Origin of the sequence: Blautia difficilis (genome assembly GCF_014297245.1) — a bacterium.
Taxonomy (GTDB): Bacteria; Bacillota; Clostridia; order Lachnospirales; family Lachnospiraceae; genus Blautia_A; species Blautia_A difficilis.
On sequence record NZ_JACOQG010000015.1, the window covers coordinates 52,007 to 69,527 of the forward strand.

At 41.9% G+C, this 17,521-nt stretch carries 17 protein-coding genes and 1 rRNA gene; 17 read left to right on the forward strand and 1 reads right to left on the reverse strand.

Annotation, left to right across the window (positions count from 1 at the left end; all coding sequences use genetic code 11):
- Positions 1–25 precede the first annotated feature (25 nt).
- The 15 genes from pyrE to H8Z82_RS10380 all read left to right on the forward strand — a co-directional run bounded on the left by pyrE (position 26) and on the right by H8Z82_RS10380 (position 14,269).
- A complete protein-coding gene (gene pyrE / locus H8Z82_RS10310; RefSeq protein WP_019161091.1) occupies positions 26–706 on the forward strand; it encodes an orotate phosphoribosyltransferase in 681 nt (226 codons plus the stop codon).
- Between the two features lie 24 nt (positions 707–730).
- The gene (locus H8Z82_RS10315) at positions 731–883 is read left to right on the forward strand and encodes a hypothetical protein (RefSeq protein ID WP_019161092.1); all 153 of its coding nucleotides are present in this window, start codon (positions 731–733) and stop codon (positions 881–883) included.
- A gap of 110 nt (positions 884–993) precedes the next feature.
- Positions 994–1,467, forward strand: a complete 474-nt coding sequence (locus H8Z82_RS10320; RefSeq protein ID WP_186995064.1) for a VanZ family protein — start codon at positions 994–996, stop codon at positions 1,465–1,467.
- Positions 1,451–1,774, forward strand: coding sequence for a DUF6142 family protein (locus H8Z82_RS10325; protein ID WP_173743737.1), 324 nt, complete (start codon positions 1,451–1,453; stop codon positions 1,772–1,774). Before H8Z82_RS10320 ends, H8Z82_RS10325 begins: the two co-directional genes overlap by 17 nt.
- Positions 1,775–1,801: 27 nt before the next feature.
- The gene (locus H8Z82_RS10330) at positions 1,802–3,826 is read left to right on the forward strand and encodes an aminopeptidase (protein ID WP_186995073.1); all 2,025 of its coding nucleotides are present in this window, start codon (positions 1,802–1,804) and stop codon (positions 3,824–3,826) included.
- A 128-nt stretch (positions 3,827–3,954) separates the two neighbouring features.
- On the forward strand, positions 3,955–4,455 hold the full coding sequence (gene purE / locus H8Z82_RS10335; RefSeq protein ID WP_019161096.1) for a 5-(carboxyamino)imidazole ribonucleotide mutase: 501 nt from the start codon (positions 3,955–3,957) through the stop codon (positions 4,453–4,455).
- Positions 4,456–4,523: 68 nt separating this feature from the next.
- Positions 4,524–5,549, forward strand: a complete 1,026-nt coding sequence (purM, locus tag H8Z82_RS10340; protein ID WP_186995065.1) for a phosphoribosylformylglycinamidine cyclo-ligase — start codon at positions 4,524–4,526, stop codon at positions 5,547–5,549.
- On the forward strand, positions 5,543–6,166 hold the full coding sequence (purN, locus tag H8Z82_RS10345) for a phosphoribosylglycinamide formyltransferase (RefSeq protein ID WP_019161098.1): 624 nt from the start codon (positions 5,543–5,545) through the stop codon (positions 6,164–6,166). Before purM ends, purN begins: the two co-directional genes overlap by 7 nt.
- 100 nt (positions 6,167–6,266) lie before the next feature.
- Positions 6,267–7,541, forward strand: coding sequence for a phosphoribosylamine--glycine ligase (gene purD, locus H8Z82_RS10350; protein ID WP_186995066.1), 1,275 nt, complete (start codon positions 6,267–6,269; stop codon positions 7,539–7,541).
- Positions 7,542–7,763: 222 nt separating this feature from the next.
- A complete protein-coding gene (locus H8Z82_RS10355) occupies positions 7,764–8,528 on the forward strand; it encodes an SseB family protein (protein WP_019161100.1) in 765 nt (254 codons plus the stop codon).
- Positions 8,529–8,703: 175 nt separating this feature from the next.
- Entirely contained in the window at positions 8,704–9,075 is a 372-nt protein-coding gene (locus H8Z82_RS10360; RefSeq protein ID WP_019161101.1) for a GntR family transcriptional regulator, read from the forward strand.
- A gap of 39 nt (positions 9,076–9,114) precedes the next feature.
- Complete coding sequence (locus H8Z82_RS10365; protein ID WP_186995067.1) at positions 9,115–11,574, forward strand: ATP-dependent Clp protease ATP-binding subunit; 2,460 nt, start codon at positions 9,115–9,117, stop codon at positions 11,572–11,574.
- 206 nt (positions 11,575–11,780) lie between these two features.
- Complete coding sequence (locus H8Z82_RS10370) at positions 11,781–12,194, forward strand: hypothetical protein (RefSeq protein WP_019161103.1); 414 nt, start codon at positions 11,781–11,783, stop codon at positions 12,192–12,194.
- Positions 12,188–13,561, forward strand: a complete 1,374-nt coding sequence (radA, locus tag H8Z82_RS10375) for a DNA repair protein RadA (RefSeq protein ID WP_186995068.1) — start codon at positions 12,188–12,190, stop codon at positions 13,559–13,561. The genes H8Z82_RS10370 and radA overlap by 7 nt, the downstream gene beginning before the upstream one ends.
- Before the next feature lie 42 nt (positions 13,562–13,603).
- On the forward strand, positions 13,604–14,269 hold the full coding sequence (locus tag H8Z82_RS10380; RefSeq protein ID WP_186995069.1) for an HAD family hydrolase: 666 nt from the start codon (positions 13,604–13,606) through the stop codon (positions 14,267–14,269).
- Between the two features lie 119 nt (positions 14,270–14,388).
- On the opposite strand, the gene H8Z82_RS10385 is transcribed toward H8Z82_RS10380, so the two are convergent.
- A complete protein-coding gene (locus tag H8Z82_RS10385) occupies positions 14,389–15,780 on the reverse strand; it encodes a sodium-dependent transporter (protein ID WP_186995070.1) in 1,392 nt (463 codons plus the stop codon).
- Positions 15,781–15,906: 126 nt separating this feature from the next.
- Between H8Z82_RS10385 and H8Z82_RS10390 the strand changes: the two genes are divergently transcribed.
- Together H8Z82_RS10390 and H8Z82_RS10395 are read left to right on the forward strand one after the other, a co-directional pair.
- A complete protein-coding gene (locus tag H8Z82_RS10390) occupies positions 15,907–16,779 on the forward strand; it encodes a LysR family transcriptional regulator (protein ID WP_019161107.1) in 873 nt (290 codons plus the stop codon).
- Between the two features lie 517 nt (positions 16,780–17,296).
- A 16S ribosomal RNA gene (locus H8Z82_RS10395) occupies positions 17,297–17,521 on the forward strand; the annotation flags it as partial.

Genomic DNA, 17,521 nt, shown 5'->3' on the forward strand with positions numbered 1-17,521 from the left:
AAAAATGAAATTTAGGAGGCACAAAATGGAACAGTATAAAAAAGAATTTATTGAATTTATGGTAGACAGCCAGGTGCTGAAATTTGGCGAATTCACTCTGAAAAGTGGCAGAAAATCCCCATTTTTTATGAATGCAGGAGGATATGTGACAGGTTCTCAGTTAAAGAAACTGGGAGAATACTATGCACATGCTATCCATGACAAATATGGCGATGACTTTGATGTGCTTTTCGGACCTGCATACAAAGGAATTCCGCTGAGTGTAGTTACAGCCATTGCTTTCAGCGAATTATATGGAAAAGAGATCCGTTATTGTTCAGACCGTAAAGAAGAGAAGGATCACGGTGCTGACAAGGGAAGCTTTTTGGGAAGCAAACTTCAGGATGGCGACAGAGTGGTAATGATCGAGGATGTTACTACATCAGGAAAGTCTATGGAGGAGACAGTACCTAAGGTAAGAGGAGCTGCCAATGTAGAAATCGTTGGTCTTATGGTATCTCTGGACCGTATGGAAGTAGGCAAAGGCGGTGTAAAATGTGCACTGGATGAAGTACATGATCTGTATGGATTTGAGACCAATGCGATCGTTACCATGGCAGAGGTAATTGAGCATCTTTACAATAAAGAATATAAGGGTAAAGTAATTATTGATGATACATTAAAGGATGCTATTGATGCATATTATGCGCAGTATGGTGCAAAATAAGCAAATGAGCAGGGAGGAATGACCATGAATGAAAGAATTTATAAAACCATGTCTTCCACAGGTGCATGCAGTCTGGCAGTGGGAATTATCATACTTGCCACAGGAATAACTGCCGGTATTATGATGATCATAAACGGTGCAAGACTGCTGAAGAAAAAATCTGAAATACTTTTATAGTTGGTAATGTTGCCGTCTGGCAACATATCCGTTTAGACTGTAAAGCCGCGCGGAAACCGGATGTATACGTTCCGTGCGGCTTTTACGTAGAAATAGGGGAAAATAAAATTTTGAAAAAAGAAACAAAACATATTATCAGGGGACTGGGGCTGGTTTGTTTTACTCTGTATGTACTGGCATTGGTTTATTTCCTCTTTTTTTCGGAAAAATATGGAAGAGCAGTTGTGACAGAACAGGAATTCAGATATAATCTGGTACCTTTTGTGGAAATACGGAGGTTCTGGGTATACAGAAAACAGCTTGGATTTGCAGCAGTATTTACGAATCTGGTGGGCAATGTGGCAGGATTTTTACCCTTTGGATTTATTCTGCCTGTTATTACAGAAAAAATGCGAAGTGGTATTCTGATCACTTTGGCTGGGTTTGGATTAAGCCTGACGGTGGAGGTAATTCAGCTGATAACCAAGGTAGGATGCTTTGATGTGGATGATATGATTCTGAATACAGCAGGAGCAGCACTGGGATATCTGCTTTTTTTTATCTGTGATCATCTGAGGAGAAAGATTTATGGCAAAAAGATATAGATATGCTTTTGTGAAAAAGCAGGAAGCTCGAAAGGGAAAACTGTCCACAGGACTGGCAGCAGCTTCATTGGTTCTGTTTTTAGCAGCAGTGATGTTGGCCTGTGTATTTAATGGTGAAATGGGATATATTGTAGGAGGCATCAGCCTTTTTGCAATGCTGCTGTCTGTGTATGGTTTTATTATGGGGCTGCTGAGTTTTTCGGAAACAGGCAGAAATCATCGTACCAGTATGATCGGATCTATTTTAAATGGTATGATCATGATTGGCTGGCTGGGAATGTATCTGCTTGGAATGACTAATATTTAAGGAGATGAAGATTTGGACGAATGGGTTATGGAACGGTATAAGCTGGCGAAGGAAAGAATTGTACAGATACCTGAAGAAAATATAGTAAAAATGCCATATCAGGACTTTTTTATAAAAGAGGCAGAATTTCTGCAGAAAGTAATTTCTGTGATGGATGAAAATCAGGAGCAGGATAAGACTTTGGAGGAACTACAGGCACAGAACTATGAACTGTATCAGGATGTGCTTCCGCAGAATTATGAAAAGTCCTATGGAAATCCTGTTTATGCACAGAAAATGCTGGGAGAATATGGAAGAGCTTTTACTTTCCTTTATACAGAACTGCATGGAACCATTGGCTATGCTTTTGAAAAAAAAGTCTGGGATATTACAGTAGGTCTGGAACTTTTTCTGGAAATGTATTCTGCGTTTTCGGAAGAGGAACTGCCGGCTGAGAAGCAGGTGAGAGAAATCCTGCTTTCCTATGTGAATGATTATTGCCAGGATATGGTAGAGACCAGGATCAGGGAAGGGGTTGACCCGGAAGAAGATTTTGCTGTAAATATTATTATGAAATCTGATCTGAATGATCTGCGATATCTGTACAGATTTGGAGAATACATCTCAGAGAGCCAGCTGGAGACTGCCAGATTTTTAAACTCCATGTCCCAGGAAGAAATAGACAGTATGGCAGGTACTTATACAGAAGGGTACCGTATGGGCTTTGTTACAGGCAGAAAAGATATCAGGAAGAAGAAGACAGTAAATATCCGTTATGAGCTGGGATTTGAACGTATGGTTAAAGCTGCCATACTGCAGTTTGAGGAAATGGGACTGAAGGCTGTGATCTATCGTCATGCACTTCATGCAGTGAACAAAAGAAGTCAGAATCGTGTTGGTTTTACAGGTGCAGTTGCCAATCCGCAGTTTGATTATGACCACAGGCAGGATAGTGCTCTGTTTATGGATTCTGATTTTGTTAAACGTAAGCTTCGCGCAATGCAGACCTCTTATGATGAATATGCAGACCTGGCAGAGGTTCATGGTGGTCCTGCAGTGATCGAGACTTTTGGGGAGAAACCATTTTCGCCGGTGAACAAGGAAGAGTGCTGGACCTTTAGCGAAGCACAGCAGAAATTACAGGTGGAGCTGGATAATGAATCCGGGCAGATCGTGAACCGATATATTAAAGGCGAAGAGAGAAGTTTCACAATCATTGCTTATCCCATCCCTGAGATTGGAGAAAATTTCCAGGACATTTTCCGTGAGATTGTAAAAATAAATACATTGGATTATAAAAAATACCAGAAAATCCAACAGACTATCATTGATACTCTGGATACCTGTGAATGGGTGGAAATCAAGGGAAAAGGAGATAATGAGACAGATTTGCTTATCCATCTTCATACCCTTACAGATCCTCAAAAACAGACAAATTTCGAGAACTGTGTGGCAGATGTGAATATACCTCTGGGAGAAGTGTTCACATCTCCGGTGCTGGCAGGAACCGGCGGCATTCTTCATGTTTCCAAGGTATATCTTAATGGACTGCAGTTCTGTGACTTGAAACTGGTATTTGACTGTGGTCAGGTTATTGATTATACCTGTAGTAATTTTGATACGGAGGAAGAGAACCGGAAATATATTGAGGATAATATTCTGTTTCATCATCCCAGACTGGCTATGGGAGAGTTTGCGATAGGTACTAACACTACTGCCTATGTGGCAGCACAGAAATATGATATTGCAGACAAATTACCGATTCTCATTGCAGAGAAAATGGGACCTCATTTTGCAGTGGGAGATACTTGTTACAGCTGGGCTGAAGATACGCCTGTATATAATCCTGACGGCAAGGAGATTATCGCCAGGGACAATGAGATTTCAGAGATGCGTAAGGATGATGTAAGTCTGGCTTATTATGGATGTCATACGGACATTACCATTCCTTATGATGAACTGGGTAGTATCCGTGCAGTGGATGATGATGGCGGTATGATCTCTGTCATTGAGGACGGACGATTTGTGCTGCCGGGTACAGAAGCATTGAATGAAGCTTTCGGAGAATTGTAATTTTTAGGTTACTGACGTTATCTTTATTGACAGAACCGGAGAATCTTAGTAGAATCTACCATTAGAGAGAGTTGAAAGCAAATATCTTTCTAACGAATGAAGCATCTAAAGAGAAAAGGAGAATAATTATGGCAAAAGTAGGAATTGTGATGGGCAGCGACTCAGATATGCCAATCATGAGCAAGGCAGCAGCTATTCTGGACAAGCTTGGAATTGACTATGAAATGAAAATTATTTCCGCACACAGAGAACCGGATGTATTCTTTGAATATGCGAAAACCGCTGAGGAGAAAGGATTTAAAGTAATTATTGCCGGAGCAGGAATGGCAGCACATCTGCCTGGAATGTGCGCAGCAATCTTCCCAATGCCTGTAATTGGTATTCCGATGCACACCACCTCACTGGGAGGCAGGGATTCCCTTTATTCTATTGTACAGATGCCATCCGGAATTCCGGTAGCTACCGTAGCAATCAACGGTGGGGCTAATGCAGGACTTCTGGCAGCAAAGATCCTGGCAACTTCAGACGCAGAGCTTCTTGACCGGTTAAAAGCATATAGTCAGGAACTGAAAGAGCAGGTAGAAGCAAAGGATGCCAGACTGCAGGAAGTTGGATATAAGAATTATTGATCAATAATGGACTGAAAATAATAATAGGAAAGAGCCAGTACAGAAACTGAAGCTTATGGAGGATGATTATGGATTACAAGACAGCCGGAGTAGATATTGAAGCTGGATACAAATCAGTAGAGTTAATGAAGGAACATGTAAAGAGAACTATGCGTGAGGAGGTTCTGGGAGGCCTTGGCGGATTTTCCGGAGCTTTTTCCCTGGCTAAGATCAAGGATATGGAAGAACCAGTTCTTTTGTCAGGTACTGACGGTTGTGGAACAAAGGTAAAACTTGCCATGGTTATGGATAAACATGATACCATCGGTATTGATGCAGTTGCCATGTGTGTGAATGATATTGCCTGCGCAGGTGGTGAGCCATTATTCTTCTTGGATTATATTGCCTGTGGAAAAAATTATCCGGAAAAAATTGCTGCTATTGTAGGCGGCGTGGCAGAGGGATGTGTACAGTCTGAGGCTGCCCTCATTGGTGGCGAGACAGCGGAACATCCGGGACTTATGCCTGAGGATGAGTATGATCTGGCTGGTTTTGCAGTAGGAGTATGTGATAAAAAAGAAATGATCACAGGTGAGAAGCTGAAAGCAGGGGATGTACTGATCGGTATGGCTTCTACAGGTGTGCACAGTAATGGATTTTCCCTGGTGCGCAAGGTGTTTGAGATGACAAAGGAATCTCTGGATACCTATTATGAGGAACTGGGAATGACTCTGGGAGAAGCTCTTTTAGCACCTACCAGAATTTATGTAAAAGCATTAAAGAGCATCAAAAATACAGGTGTCTGTGTACATGCATGCAGTCATATCACAGGAGGCGGTTTCTATGAGAATATTCCGCGTATGCTTAAAGAAGGCACTCATGCAGTAATTGAAAAAGACAGCTATCCGGTACTTCCAATTTTTAAACTTCTGGCTCAGAAGGGAAATATTGATGAGCAGATGATGTATAATACATATAATATGGGATTAGGAATGATTCTGGCGGTAGATTCTGCAGATGTGGATAAAACTATGGAAGCAATCAAAGCAGCAGGAGATACTCCATACGTGGTTGGACGTATTGAGAACGGAGAAAAGGGAGTGACCTTATGTTAAAGGTTGGCGTACTGGTTTCCGGCGGAGGAACCAATCTCCAGGCAATCCTGGATGCCATTGATAATGGAAAAATCACAAATGCAGAGGTTTCTCTGGTGATCAGTAATAATCCAAATGCCTATGCATTGGAGAGAGCGAAGAATCATAACATAGAGGCAGCATGCATTTCGCCGAAGAAATTTGAAAGCAGAGAAGAATTCCATAAGGCGCTGCTGGCAAAACTTCAGGAAAGTGGTGTGGAACTGGTGGTGTTGGCCGGATTCCTGGTAGCGATTCCTCCGATGATAGTGGAAGCTTTTCCTAACAGGATCATCAACATTCATCCGTCATTGATTCCGTCTTTTTGCGGTGTGGGCTTTTATGGCCTTCATGTTCATGAAAAGGCACTGGAAAGAGGTGTCCGTGTAACAGGGGCAACTGTGCATTTTGTAGATACCGGTACAGATACAGGACCTATTATTCTGCAGAAAGCAGTAAAGATCAAGCAGGGAGATACTCCTGAGATTCTGCAGAGAAGAGTAATGGAAAAGGCAGAATGGAAAATTTTACCAAAAGCTATTAACCTTATTGCAAATGGCAAGGTATCTGTAGAAAACGGAAAAGTACGGATGAGTTAAGCATAGGCAGAATACTGGCTGAAAAACGTGGAGATTATCAGATGGACAAATAGAGTTCCGGGGCCTTCCCCGGAACTGACATAGATAAGGAGCAGATAAAATGAAGGTTTTGATCGTAGGCAGCGGCGGAAGAGAACATGCTATTGCGTGGAGTGTGTCTAAAAGCCCAAAGGTAGATAAGATTTACTGTGCACCAGGAAATGCAGGAATTGCAGAGCTGGCTGAGTGTGTGGATATTGGTGCCATGGAATTTGACAGACTGGCAGATTTTGCCCAGGAGAAAGGGATTGACCTGACTATCATTGGTATGGATGATCCGCTGGTGGGTGGTATTGTAGATGTGTTTGAGGCAAAAGGACTGAGAGTATTCGGACCTCGTAAAAATGCGGCTGTTCTGGAAGGCTCCAAGGCTTTTTCCAAGGATCTGATGAAGAAATATAATATTCCTACTGCTGCATATGAGAATTTTGATGATCCTAAAAAGGCTCTGGAATATCTTCGTACAGAAGCAAAGTTTCCGATTGTGCTGAAGGCTGACGGTCTGGCTTTGGGGAAAGGTGTACTGATCTGTAACAATCTGCAGGAAGCCGAAGATGGTGTAAAAGAAATCATGGAGGATAAGAAATTTGGCACTGCCGGAAACACTATGGTTATTGAGGAGTTTATGACAGGACGTGAGGTATCTGTTCTTTCTTTTGTGGATGGCAGCACGATCCGTACCATGACTTCTGCACAGGATCATAAGCGGGCTCAGGATGGTGACCAGGGCTTAAATACCGGCGGTATGGGTACTTTTTCTCCAAGTCCCTTCTATACAGATGAGGTGGATGAGTTCTGCAGAAAATATGTTTATCAGCCTACAGTGGATGCTATGGCTGCAGAAGGAAGACCTTTTAAAGGGATTATTTTCTTTGGCCTGATGCTTACTGCTGATGGTCCGAAGGTGTTGGAATATAATGCACGTTTTGGAGACCCGGAAGCGCAGGTAGTACTGCCGCGTATGAAGAATGATATTGTAGAAGTAATGGAAGCCTGTATTGACGGCAAACTGGATCAGGTGGATCTGCAGTTTGAGGATAATGCAGCTGTATGTGTGGTTCTGGCCAGCGATGGATATCCTGTGAAATATGAAAAGGAAGTTCCGATGTATGGATTTGAAAACTTTAAAGACAAAGAAGGCTATTATTGTTTCCATGCAGGAACAAAGCAAAAGGATGGTCAGATTGTAACAAATGGCGGTCGTGTGCTGGGAATTACAGCAACAGGTAAGGATCTGAAAGAAGCGCGAAAGAACGCTTATGCAGCTACAGAGTGGATTTCCTTTGCCAATAAGTATATGAGACATGATATTGGAAAGGCAATTGACGAGGCATAAGGACAACCTTTACAATTTGAGATTATGAAAGAGAGATTGTCAGGATGGCAATCTCCTTTTTTATGCATATTAAGCACTTTTTACATGAATTACCTTTACTTATTAGATATTTTGTTATAAAATATAAAAGAATTGCAGTGAATGAATATCCGCTTGACTCCTGCTCCATGGATAGCGGGGTATTGCAGATTATAATAGAATTGAGACAGAGAGGGTAAGACAATGGCAATCAGTAAAGAAGATGCAATCAAGGAATTACAGAACAGAGATATGGTATATGTGGCTTATTCACAGTTTACCAAGCTTCCATATGTGAAATGCGATGAGGAAACTTTTAATGATCAGGCATGGATCTTTTCCACAGAGGAAGGAATTAAAGAATTTGGAAAAAAACTTCTAGATGATAAGGTTCTCCTTATGGGCATGCGCTATGAGAAAAAAGATTATCCAAGGTTATATGGTACTTTTTATGCAATTGGTGTGAATACAGTCATGTGGGTAGATGGTGAGGAACAGGTAGAAATTGATCTGCCGGATATTGCAAAGCAGCATGATCTGAGCAAGATTCCGGAGGAGCATAGACCTCTTTTGAATCCTACACTGGAGTTATCCGGTATTTATTTTATGCAGGAGCTTCGCCGTCCGGTAGAGAAGGAACAGCACGGTAATCTCCGTGAACTTGAAGAGGAACTACTGGTAAATATGCGTAAATCACAGTATCTGGTTGCTATGGAAGTAAATGAAGAGGATCCGAAACAGATCCGTATTCCATATCTTAAGAATAAGAATGAGGAAATTTTGCAGCCTGTATTTACAGATGTGATGGAACTGGAGAAATTTACTAAGGGACGTAAGCTTCGGATTGCTAAAGTTCCGTTAAATAAGCTTCCGGAACTGATGATTCAGCAGGCGAAAGCTTATGTAGTGAATCCTATGGGATTCAATCTGGTACTGACAAAGGAACAGCTTGAAAAAATTATTGGATAATATAAGATGCACATTATGCTGATGGTAAGCATAATGTGCATTTTTTGGTACAAATATTACGTCTGCTTAGTTTACGTCGGATAACACATAATAAAAGAGGTTGAGAAAAAAGGTCTTTGCAAAACTGGTGGTTTGTGCTAGTATATGTGTAACATAAAAAAGGAGTCGTATATGTATGGTGATTGAGATAGATTTCAGCAGTGATGAAGCAATATATATTCAGCTGACCAATCAGATCATCATGGGGATTGCCACAGCCAGGCTGCAGGAGGGGGACACACTTCCTTCTGTGAGACAGCTGGCAGATACTGTTGGCATCAATATGCACACAGTAAACAAAGCCTATTCACTGCTGCGGCAGGAAGGTTTTGTAACCATTGACCGCCGAAAGGGTGCAGTGATCTCTATTGATGTGAATAAGCGGAAGGCATTGGAGGATCTGAAACAGAATTTATCTGTGGCTCTGGCCAGAGGATGCTGCAAGAATGTGAGCCGTGAAGAGGTTCACCAGTTGATCGATGAGATATTTGATGAATATAAGATCTGAAAATTTGACTTGAATAAATAGCTATAAATTGGAGGTAATATGGATAATAAATTTACCAGACAGGCACAGAATGCCTTAAAACTGGCAAAAAATACAGCAAAATCCAGTGGACATGGTTATATTGGAACAGAACATCTGCTGGTGGGTCTGCTTAAAGAGCAGGAGGGAACCGCGGGAAAAGTTCTCCAGGAGTTTGAAGTGGAGGAAGACAGACTGATGAAACTGATCAGTGAGCTGATTACTCTTCCTCAGGGAGAAACCCTGACAAAGGAAACGGAAATTCTCAAGTACAGTCCCAGATCAGAACGAATTCTGAACCAGGCACATACAGATGCTGAAAATATGGAATGCAGTACAGGTACAGAGCACATTCTGCTGGCTTTATTAAAAGAGACAGATTGTGTGGCAACCAGACTTCTGTATACTATGGGAATAAATATTCAGAAGCTTTTTGCAGCTGTACTCAGTGCTATGGGATTTGACGATGATGCGATTGCAGAGGAATTCCGTTATGTGCAAAATGCCCGGAACAGAAAAGTAACAGCTACTCCAACACTTGACCAGTACAGCAGGGATCTGACAGAGCTGGCTGCTGCAGGCAGACTGGATCCGGTAATCGGACGTGAGAAAGAGATTAATCGTCTTATACAGATTCTCAGCAGAAGGACCAAAAACAATCCATGTCTGGTAGGTGAGCCCGGGGTGGGTAAGACTGCCATTGCAGAGGGGCTTGCCCAAAGAATTGTTATGGGAATGGTGCCGGATACTGTGCGGGATAAGCGTCTGGTAGTGCTTGATCTTTCAGGAATGGTGGCTGGCAGTAAGTACCGTGGGGAATTTGAAGAGCGTATCAAGAATGTGATCCAGGAAGTAAGGGAGCATCAGGGAATTCTTTTGTTCATTGATGAAATCCATACTATTATCGGAGCAGGTGGGGCTGAAGGTGCTTTGGATGCCTCTAATATCTTAAAACCCGCTTTATCCAGAGGAGAGATTCAGCTTATTGGAGCAACCACTTTGGATGAATATCGCAAGCATATTGAGAAGGATGCTGCCCTGGAGAGACGTTTCCAGCCTGTGACTGTGGAAGAGCCTTCTCCTGAGGAGGCTTATGAGATCCTGAAGGGTCTTAGGCCATATTATGAGAAGCATCATGGGGTAAGGATTGAAGATACAGCGTTAGAGGCTGCAGTAAAAATGTCCCAGCGTTATATTAACGATCGCTTCCTTCCTGATAAAGCTATTGATGTGGTGGATGAGGCTGCTTCAAAAATACAGCTGGCAGGCTATAAGTCTGAACCGGAGTTGGAAAAACTGGAACAGCAGCTGGAGGCAGTGAAGGATGAGAAAGAGGAGGCAGTGAAGGCGGCAGACTTAGCCAGGGCAAAGGAAATTCATGCCCGTCAGCTGGAACTGGAGACACAGATTGAGAAGTTTCGTATAAAAGTGGAACGCAAAAATAACAGAAAGAAACTGGTGGTAGATGAAGCTGCTGTTGCAGGCATTATTTCTGACTGGACAAAGATTCCGCTTCAGAGACTGACAGAAGGAGAAACCAAACGCCTGGCGCGTCTGGAAAAAGAACTGCACAAGCGGGTAATCGGTCAGGAAGAGGCGGTAAAAGCTGTTTCTCAGGCTGTAAAGCGAGGCAGAGTAGGGCTGAAAGATCCAAACAGACCCATCGGCTCCTTCCTTTTCCTGGGACCCACAGGGGTAGGTAAGACAGAGCTTTCCAAGGCTTTGGCTGAAGCTGTGTTTGGCAGTGAACAGGCTATGATCCGTGTAGATATGTCAGAGTATATGGAGAAGCACAGCGTATCTAAAATGATTGGTTCTCCTCCTGGATATGTGGGTTATGAGGAAGGAGGACAGCTTAGTGAGAAGGTCCGCAGAAATCCTTATAGTGTACTGCTTTTTGATGAGATTGAGAAAGCTCATCCGGATGTATTTAATATTTTGCTGCAGGTGTTAGATGATGGCCATATTACAGATGCCCAGGGAAGAAAAGTGGATTTCAAGCAGACGATCATTATCATGACCTCCAATGCAGGCGCACAGGCTATTATGGAACCGAAGCATCTGGGATTTATGTCCGGAAATGATGAGAAGAAAGATCACGAACGCATGAAGGGCGGTGTAATGGAGGAAGTCCGCAGGATTTTTAAACCGGAATTTCTGAACCGTATTGATGAGATTATTGTTTTCCATATGCTGAATAAAGAACAGATTAAGAAGATTGTTACACTTCTTCTGAAAACGCTGGAGAAGCGCTGTGCAGAGCAAATGGATATCTGCCTGACTGTAACAGGTGCAGTAAAGGATTTTATTGTGGAAAAAGGCTCTGATAATAAATATGGCGCCAGACCACTTCGACGTGCGATCCAGAGCAGAATTGAGGATGCGTTGGCAAACGAGATCCTGGAGGGCAAAATTAAAAAAGGGGATCATGTTCAGGTGAGACTCCATAAAGATGAAATCCTATTTGAAGTAAAAAAATAATGTTACAGATAGGAATGTATCACATATATTTTGTAAAATAAGTATTAAAATTCAGTATAGATACTGGTAAGATTTTAGGATTTATTATATAATAAAAACAATTAATGCCGAAGAATTTGTCTGCTTTTGTCAGATGAGAAATATTTGGGTGGGAAGTGTGTCCCATATTGCGGCAAACAAAAGAGTCTTAGGGAGGACATAAGGAAATGGCAGTAGTAAAAGAATTAATCCGCACAGAAGAGAATGGAGCAATCAGCTTTGGCGATTATGAACTGACACAGAAATCCAAGTTATCAGATTACCAGCACCAGGGCGATATGTATAAAGTGAAGACTTTCAGGGAGATTACCAAGCTGGAAAGAAACGGAATGTTCGTTTATGAATCTGTTCCGGGAACTTCAGTATTTGATCTTGTTCAGAGTGCGGACCAGATGGATTTCCATGTAGAGGGACCGGAAGATGCGCAGATTACAGTAGAAATGGAACCGGATACAGAGTATGAAGTATTTATCGAACAGGCAAGTACAGGAAAAATGAAGACGAATCTGGGCGGGAAGCTTTCTTTCAGTGTGGAGCTTGGAAATGCAGCAAGAGTAGAAGTTAAGATTGTAAAATGTTAAAAAATAAAAAGACAGTTTATTTTTGCCAGGAGTGTGGCTATGAATCTGCCAAGTGGATGGGACAGTGTCCGGGATGCAAGGCCTGGAATACTTTTGTGGAAGAAACAGTTTCTGCTAAGAAAAATCCTTCCGGCAATTTAAAGGCATCGGAGAAAAGACAGGATCCGGTAATTCTGAAGGATATCAGCCTGTCTGAAGATGAACGACAGACAACACAGATAGGAGAACTTGACAGGGTGCTGGGAGGCGGTATCGTCCCCGGCTCCCTTGTTTTAGTGGGTGGTGATCCGGGTATTGGTAAATCAACCCTGCTTTTGCAGGTGTGCAGAAATCTGGCAGAAAATCAGGTGGCGGTTCTTTATATTTCAGGTGAGGAGTCCCTGCGTCAGATTAAGCTGAGAGCGAATCGAATCGGAGATTTTAATGATAAAATGCAGCTTCTCTGTGAGACAAATCTGGAAGTGATCCGAGAGGTAATTGAGAGAAAAAAGCCAGATGTAGTTGTGATCGATTCTATTCAGACAATGTTTCATGAGGATGTCAGCTCTGCACCGGGAAGTGTATCTCAGGTCAGGGAGTCTACCAATATTTTAATGCAGATCGCCAAAGGTATGGGTATCTCTGTTTTTATTGTAGGACATGTGACAAAGGAAGGAAATGTGGCCGGACCAAGAGTCCTGGAACATATGGTAGATACAGTGCTCTACTTTGAGGGAGACCGTCATGCATCTTACCGTGTTCTGCGTGCTGTGAAGAACCGTTTTGGTTCTACAAATGAGATTGGTGTATTTGAAATGTGCAATACAGGACTGGAGGAAGTAAAAAATCCGTCAGAATACATGCTGAATGGAAGACCGGAGGATGCATCAGGTTCTGTTGTGGCATGCTCCATGGAAGGAACCCGTCCGATTCTGGTGGAGATTCAGGCTCTGGTGTGTCAAAGTAATTTTGGAATTCCTCGACGTACAGCAGTCGGTACAGATTTTAACAGGGTAAACCTGCTTATGGCTGTGCTAGAGAAGAAGGTTGGTATCCATTTGGGTACTTCGGATGCTTATGTGAATATTGCCGGAGGCATGAAAATGACAGAGCCTGCCATTGACCTGGGGATTTGCCTTGCCATTGTTTCCAGTTGTAAAGATGTGGTGATACCGGATAAGGTAATGGTATTTGGAGAGGTTGGTTTAAGTGGAGAGATCCGTGCAGTAAGCATGGCGGGACAGCGTGTGCAGGAGGCAAAGAAGCTAGGTTTTGAGACTGTTATGCTTCCGGAAGTATGTAAGTCTTCTGTGGGAAAGCCGGAAGGGATCAATCTGGTTTATGTGTCACAAATCCGTGATGCGATCAGTTATATTATGAGAAAATAGTTGTTGAGGAATCCATAAATATTGTTACGAGGAGAAAGCGTTATGGCAGATGGAATCGATACAGTGATTTTTGATATGGATGGAGTGATTTTTGATTCTGAAATACTCGTGCTGAGCTCATGGAAAGAGGTGGCAGGGCGTCATGGAATTCAGGATGTTGAGAAGGTATGTCATGAGTGCCTGGGAACCAATAGTGCTGTGAGTAAGCAGATTTTTCTGAGACATTATGGTCAGGATTTTCCCTATGATGAGTATAAAGCGGAGATGGCGGAAGTGTTTTTTGCCCATGCATCTGATGGGAAGCTGGCAAAGAAACAGGGAGTTGAGGAACTGCTGAAATATCTGAAAGAAAAGGGATTTAAAGTAGGAATTGCCAGTTCTACACGGGAGAAAATAGTACGCAGACAGATCTCGGAGGGGGGATTGCTGGAATATTTTGATCAGATCGTTGGAGGGGATATGGTAAAACATAGCAAACCGGAACCGGATATTTTTCTGGAAGCATGCGGGAGACTGGAATCAAAACCGGAAAATTGTTATGTGATAGAAGATTCTTATAATGGGATCAGGGCAGCATATGCAGCAGGAATGCATCCTATTATGGTGCCGGACCTGATGGAACCTACTGAGGAGATGAAGTACCTTGCAGAACAGATTCTGGGATCCCTTTGCGCAGTACAGGAATTTTTGCAGGAATCAGTCAGATAAATTCATTTGGTTTTAGAAGTGTCAGTAATTGAATAAAAAAGAAATCTGTTTTTCCTGGTGCTTATTTAAAAGCTTTTCCAGGAAAACAGATTTCTTTTTTTGTTATCTTAAGTTTTTGCTTATGAGAGAACTCCTGTTGACTGTAAAAACAAGATAAACATCATAACCGGTGCAACATAGCGGATCATGATACGATAAAGTTTTTTTCTGCGGAAATTTTTACCGTTTCGTTCCATTTCATCAATAACATAATCAGGTGTCATGACCCATCCGATCAGAATGGTGGAAAGTAATGCGATAAATGGCATCATAACACTGTTACTGATGTAATCCATGATATCAAGCAGCTGTCCTGTAGAACCATTGGGCAGTTTCACTTCTACATAGAAAATGCTGTATCCCAAAGCAATGATCGCAGAAGCGGCAAGATAAACTGCAGATAAAACAGAAACCGTTTTCTTTCTGCCTGTGTGGAAAATTTCCATACAGTTTGCAACAATGGATTCCAGCACAGAGATGCAGGATGACAGTGTTGCAAAAATAGCAGTTACAAAAAAGAGGATTCCTACAAATATGCCTGCTTTTCCCATGGCTGCAAAGACCTTTGGGAGAGATACAAACATAAGGCTTGGACCGGCTCCCATTCCCTCTGTTCCGGAAAATACGAATACAGCAGGGATGATCATGGCACCTGCAAGAAATGCAACTCCGGTGTCAAAAATTTCAATCTGATTAACAGCCTTGTTTAAGTCAACATCAGGCTTTACATAAGAACCGTAGGTGATCATGATTCCCATGGACACGCTGAGAGAGAAGAACAGCTGACTCATTGCATCCAGCAGAATCTGTAAAAATCTCTGTACAGTAAGCCCCTCAAGATTTGGGGTCAGGTAATAAAGAAATCCCTGGATCCCGGTATGTACCTGCCCGGAAGAATCTGTATGTTTCAGAGTCAGGGAATAAATGGAGATGATGACAACCAGTACCAAAAGAATCGGCATCATCCATTTAGATACTTTTTCAATACCATCCTGCACACCATTGTATACAATAAATGCAGTTACACCCATGAAAATAAGTGCAAAAATAACCGGTGAGGTGGAGGAGGTGATAAAAGAAGTAAAATAATCATCTGCAGCGGCAGCTTTTGCCTGTCCTGTCAGGTAAACTACAGCATATTTGGTGATCCATCCACCGATCACCGCATAGTAAGTCATAATAAGAACAGGTACAAGAAAAGTCAGAATGCCTAAGAATTTCCATTTGGGCTTCATTTCAGTATAGGCGCCGATCGCACTTTTCTGAGTGCGGCGTCCGATTGCAATATCAGATGTAAGTAGAGTAAATCCAAATGTAAGTACAAGTATAAAATAAATGATTAAAAATAAACCGCCTCCGTCTTTGGCTGCAAGATATGGGAACCTCCATAAATTTCCTACTCCTACAGCACTGCCGGCTGCGGCAAGGACAAACCCCAGTTGTCCTGAAAAATGATTTGATTTCCTTTCCATAATAGATAATCTCCTGTATGATTTATGTTTGCATTAGTACGATAACATATGTTAACATATAAGTAAAATGAATGTTTTTACTAGTATATATTAAAAAAGGTAATGGATAAGAAGGAAGAAGTGTGAATGAAGGAAATAAGAGACAGATATGAAATTTTTTTGAAGGTATGTGAGACTGGAAGTTTTTCGAAAGCAGCAGAGGCGCTAAACTATACACAGTCGGGAATCAGTCAGATGATGGCCGGATTTGAGGAGGAACTGGGAGTACAGTTATTTGCAAGAGCTAAAAAGGGTGTAACTCTGACAGATAATGGAAGAATGCTGATGCCTTATATACAGGAGATGACAAATCAGAAAGATAAACTCAGACAGGCTGCTTTTAATATTAATCATAAAATAGAAGGAAAGCTCAGAATAGGGAGTTTTTCCAGTGTAACTGCAATGTGGATGCCGGAAGTGATCCATTATTTCAACAGAAATTATCCCCAGGTTGAGGTGCAGATCTTTGATGGAAATTATGATGAGATCAGAGACTGGATCATTCATGGGCAGGTGGACTGCGGATTTTTGTCTTCGATTGTTGCAGATAATCTGAAGTTTTATCCATTATGTAAGGACCCGCTCTGCGCTGTGATGCAGAAAAATCATCCCCTTGCAGAAAAGAAAAGTGTGAGGCTGGAAGAACTGTTGGAGTATCCTTTTATTATAGAGACTCCGGGATGTGATAATGATATTTTACATTTATTGGAAAGATGTAGAAAGAAGCCGAAGATCTCCTATAGCTTTCGGGATGATACACTTATTATGGCATTTGTGAAAAATGGGTTGGGAGTGACGATTTCACAGGAATTGGTTATGAAGGCGTTTGCTGATGATGTTGAGAGCAGGCCGTTGGAGCCAGGAAGATCCAGAGTTATTGGGTTGGCATTTGCGAAGACAATGAATTCGGTTGTTGCGAAAATTTTGGTGGAGTATTTTCAGCAAAGCAGGAAAGTATAGTGACTGGAAATGGTAAAAAATAAAAAAAGTAAAAAAGGGGGTTGACAGTGGGGGATAGGAGTGTTATATTAGTTGAGCTGTCGGAAATAATTGTTTCTCGGATTGGGACAATTTAAATAGATTTCTGAAAGAAAAAAGAAATTTAAAAAAGTGCTTGACAACTTAAAACCTTTGTGTTAAAGTAATCAAGTCGCTTGAACAGAGCTGACAGTTATATATCTGGACAACTTTTTGAGAAATCGAAAGAGATGAAAAACTTTGAAAAAACTTGAAAAAAGTGCTTGACAAAGTAAAACAGATATGATAAAGTAAACAAGCTGTCGCAAAGACAGACAACCTTGATAACTAAACAGTGAAACACATACGATTCTCGAAAATTCTTTACACATGAGCATCGAAAGATGCGAATGCGGTTCGGTTCGTAAGAAACGAACTTCATTATTTGAGAACGGTTGAATAAACCAAAAACAGTAAAAACGAGAGATAGCTAGTTGGTTGTCTTGAGTAATCAAACACTTTATCAGAGAGTTTGATCCTGGCTCAGGATGAACGCTGGCGGCGTGCTTAACACATGCAAGTCGAACGGGAAACCTTTTATTGAAGCTTCGGCAGATTTAGCTGGTTTCTAGTGGCGGACGGGTGAGTAACGCGTGGGTAACCTGCCTTATACAGGGGGATAACAGTCAGAAATGACTGCTAATACCGCATAAGCGCACAGAGCTGCATGGCTCAGTGTGAAAAA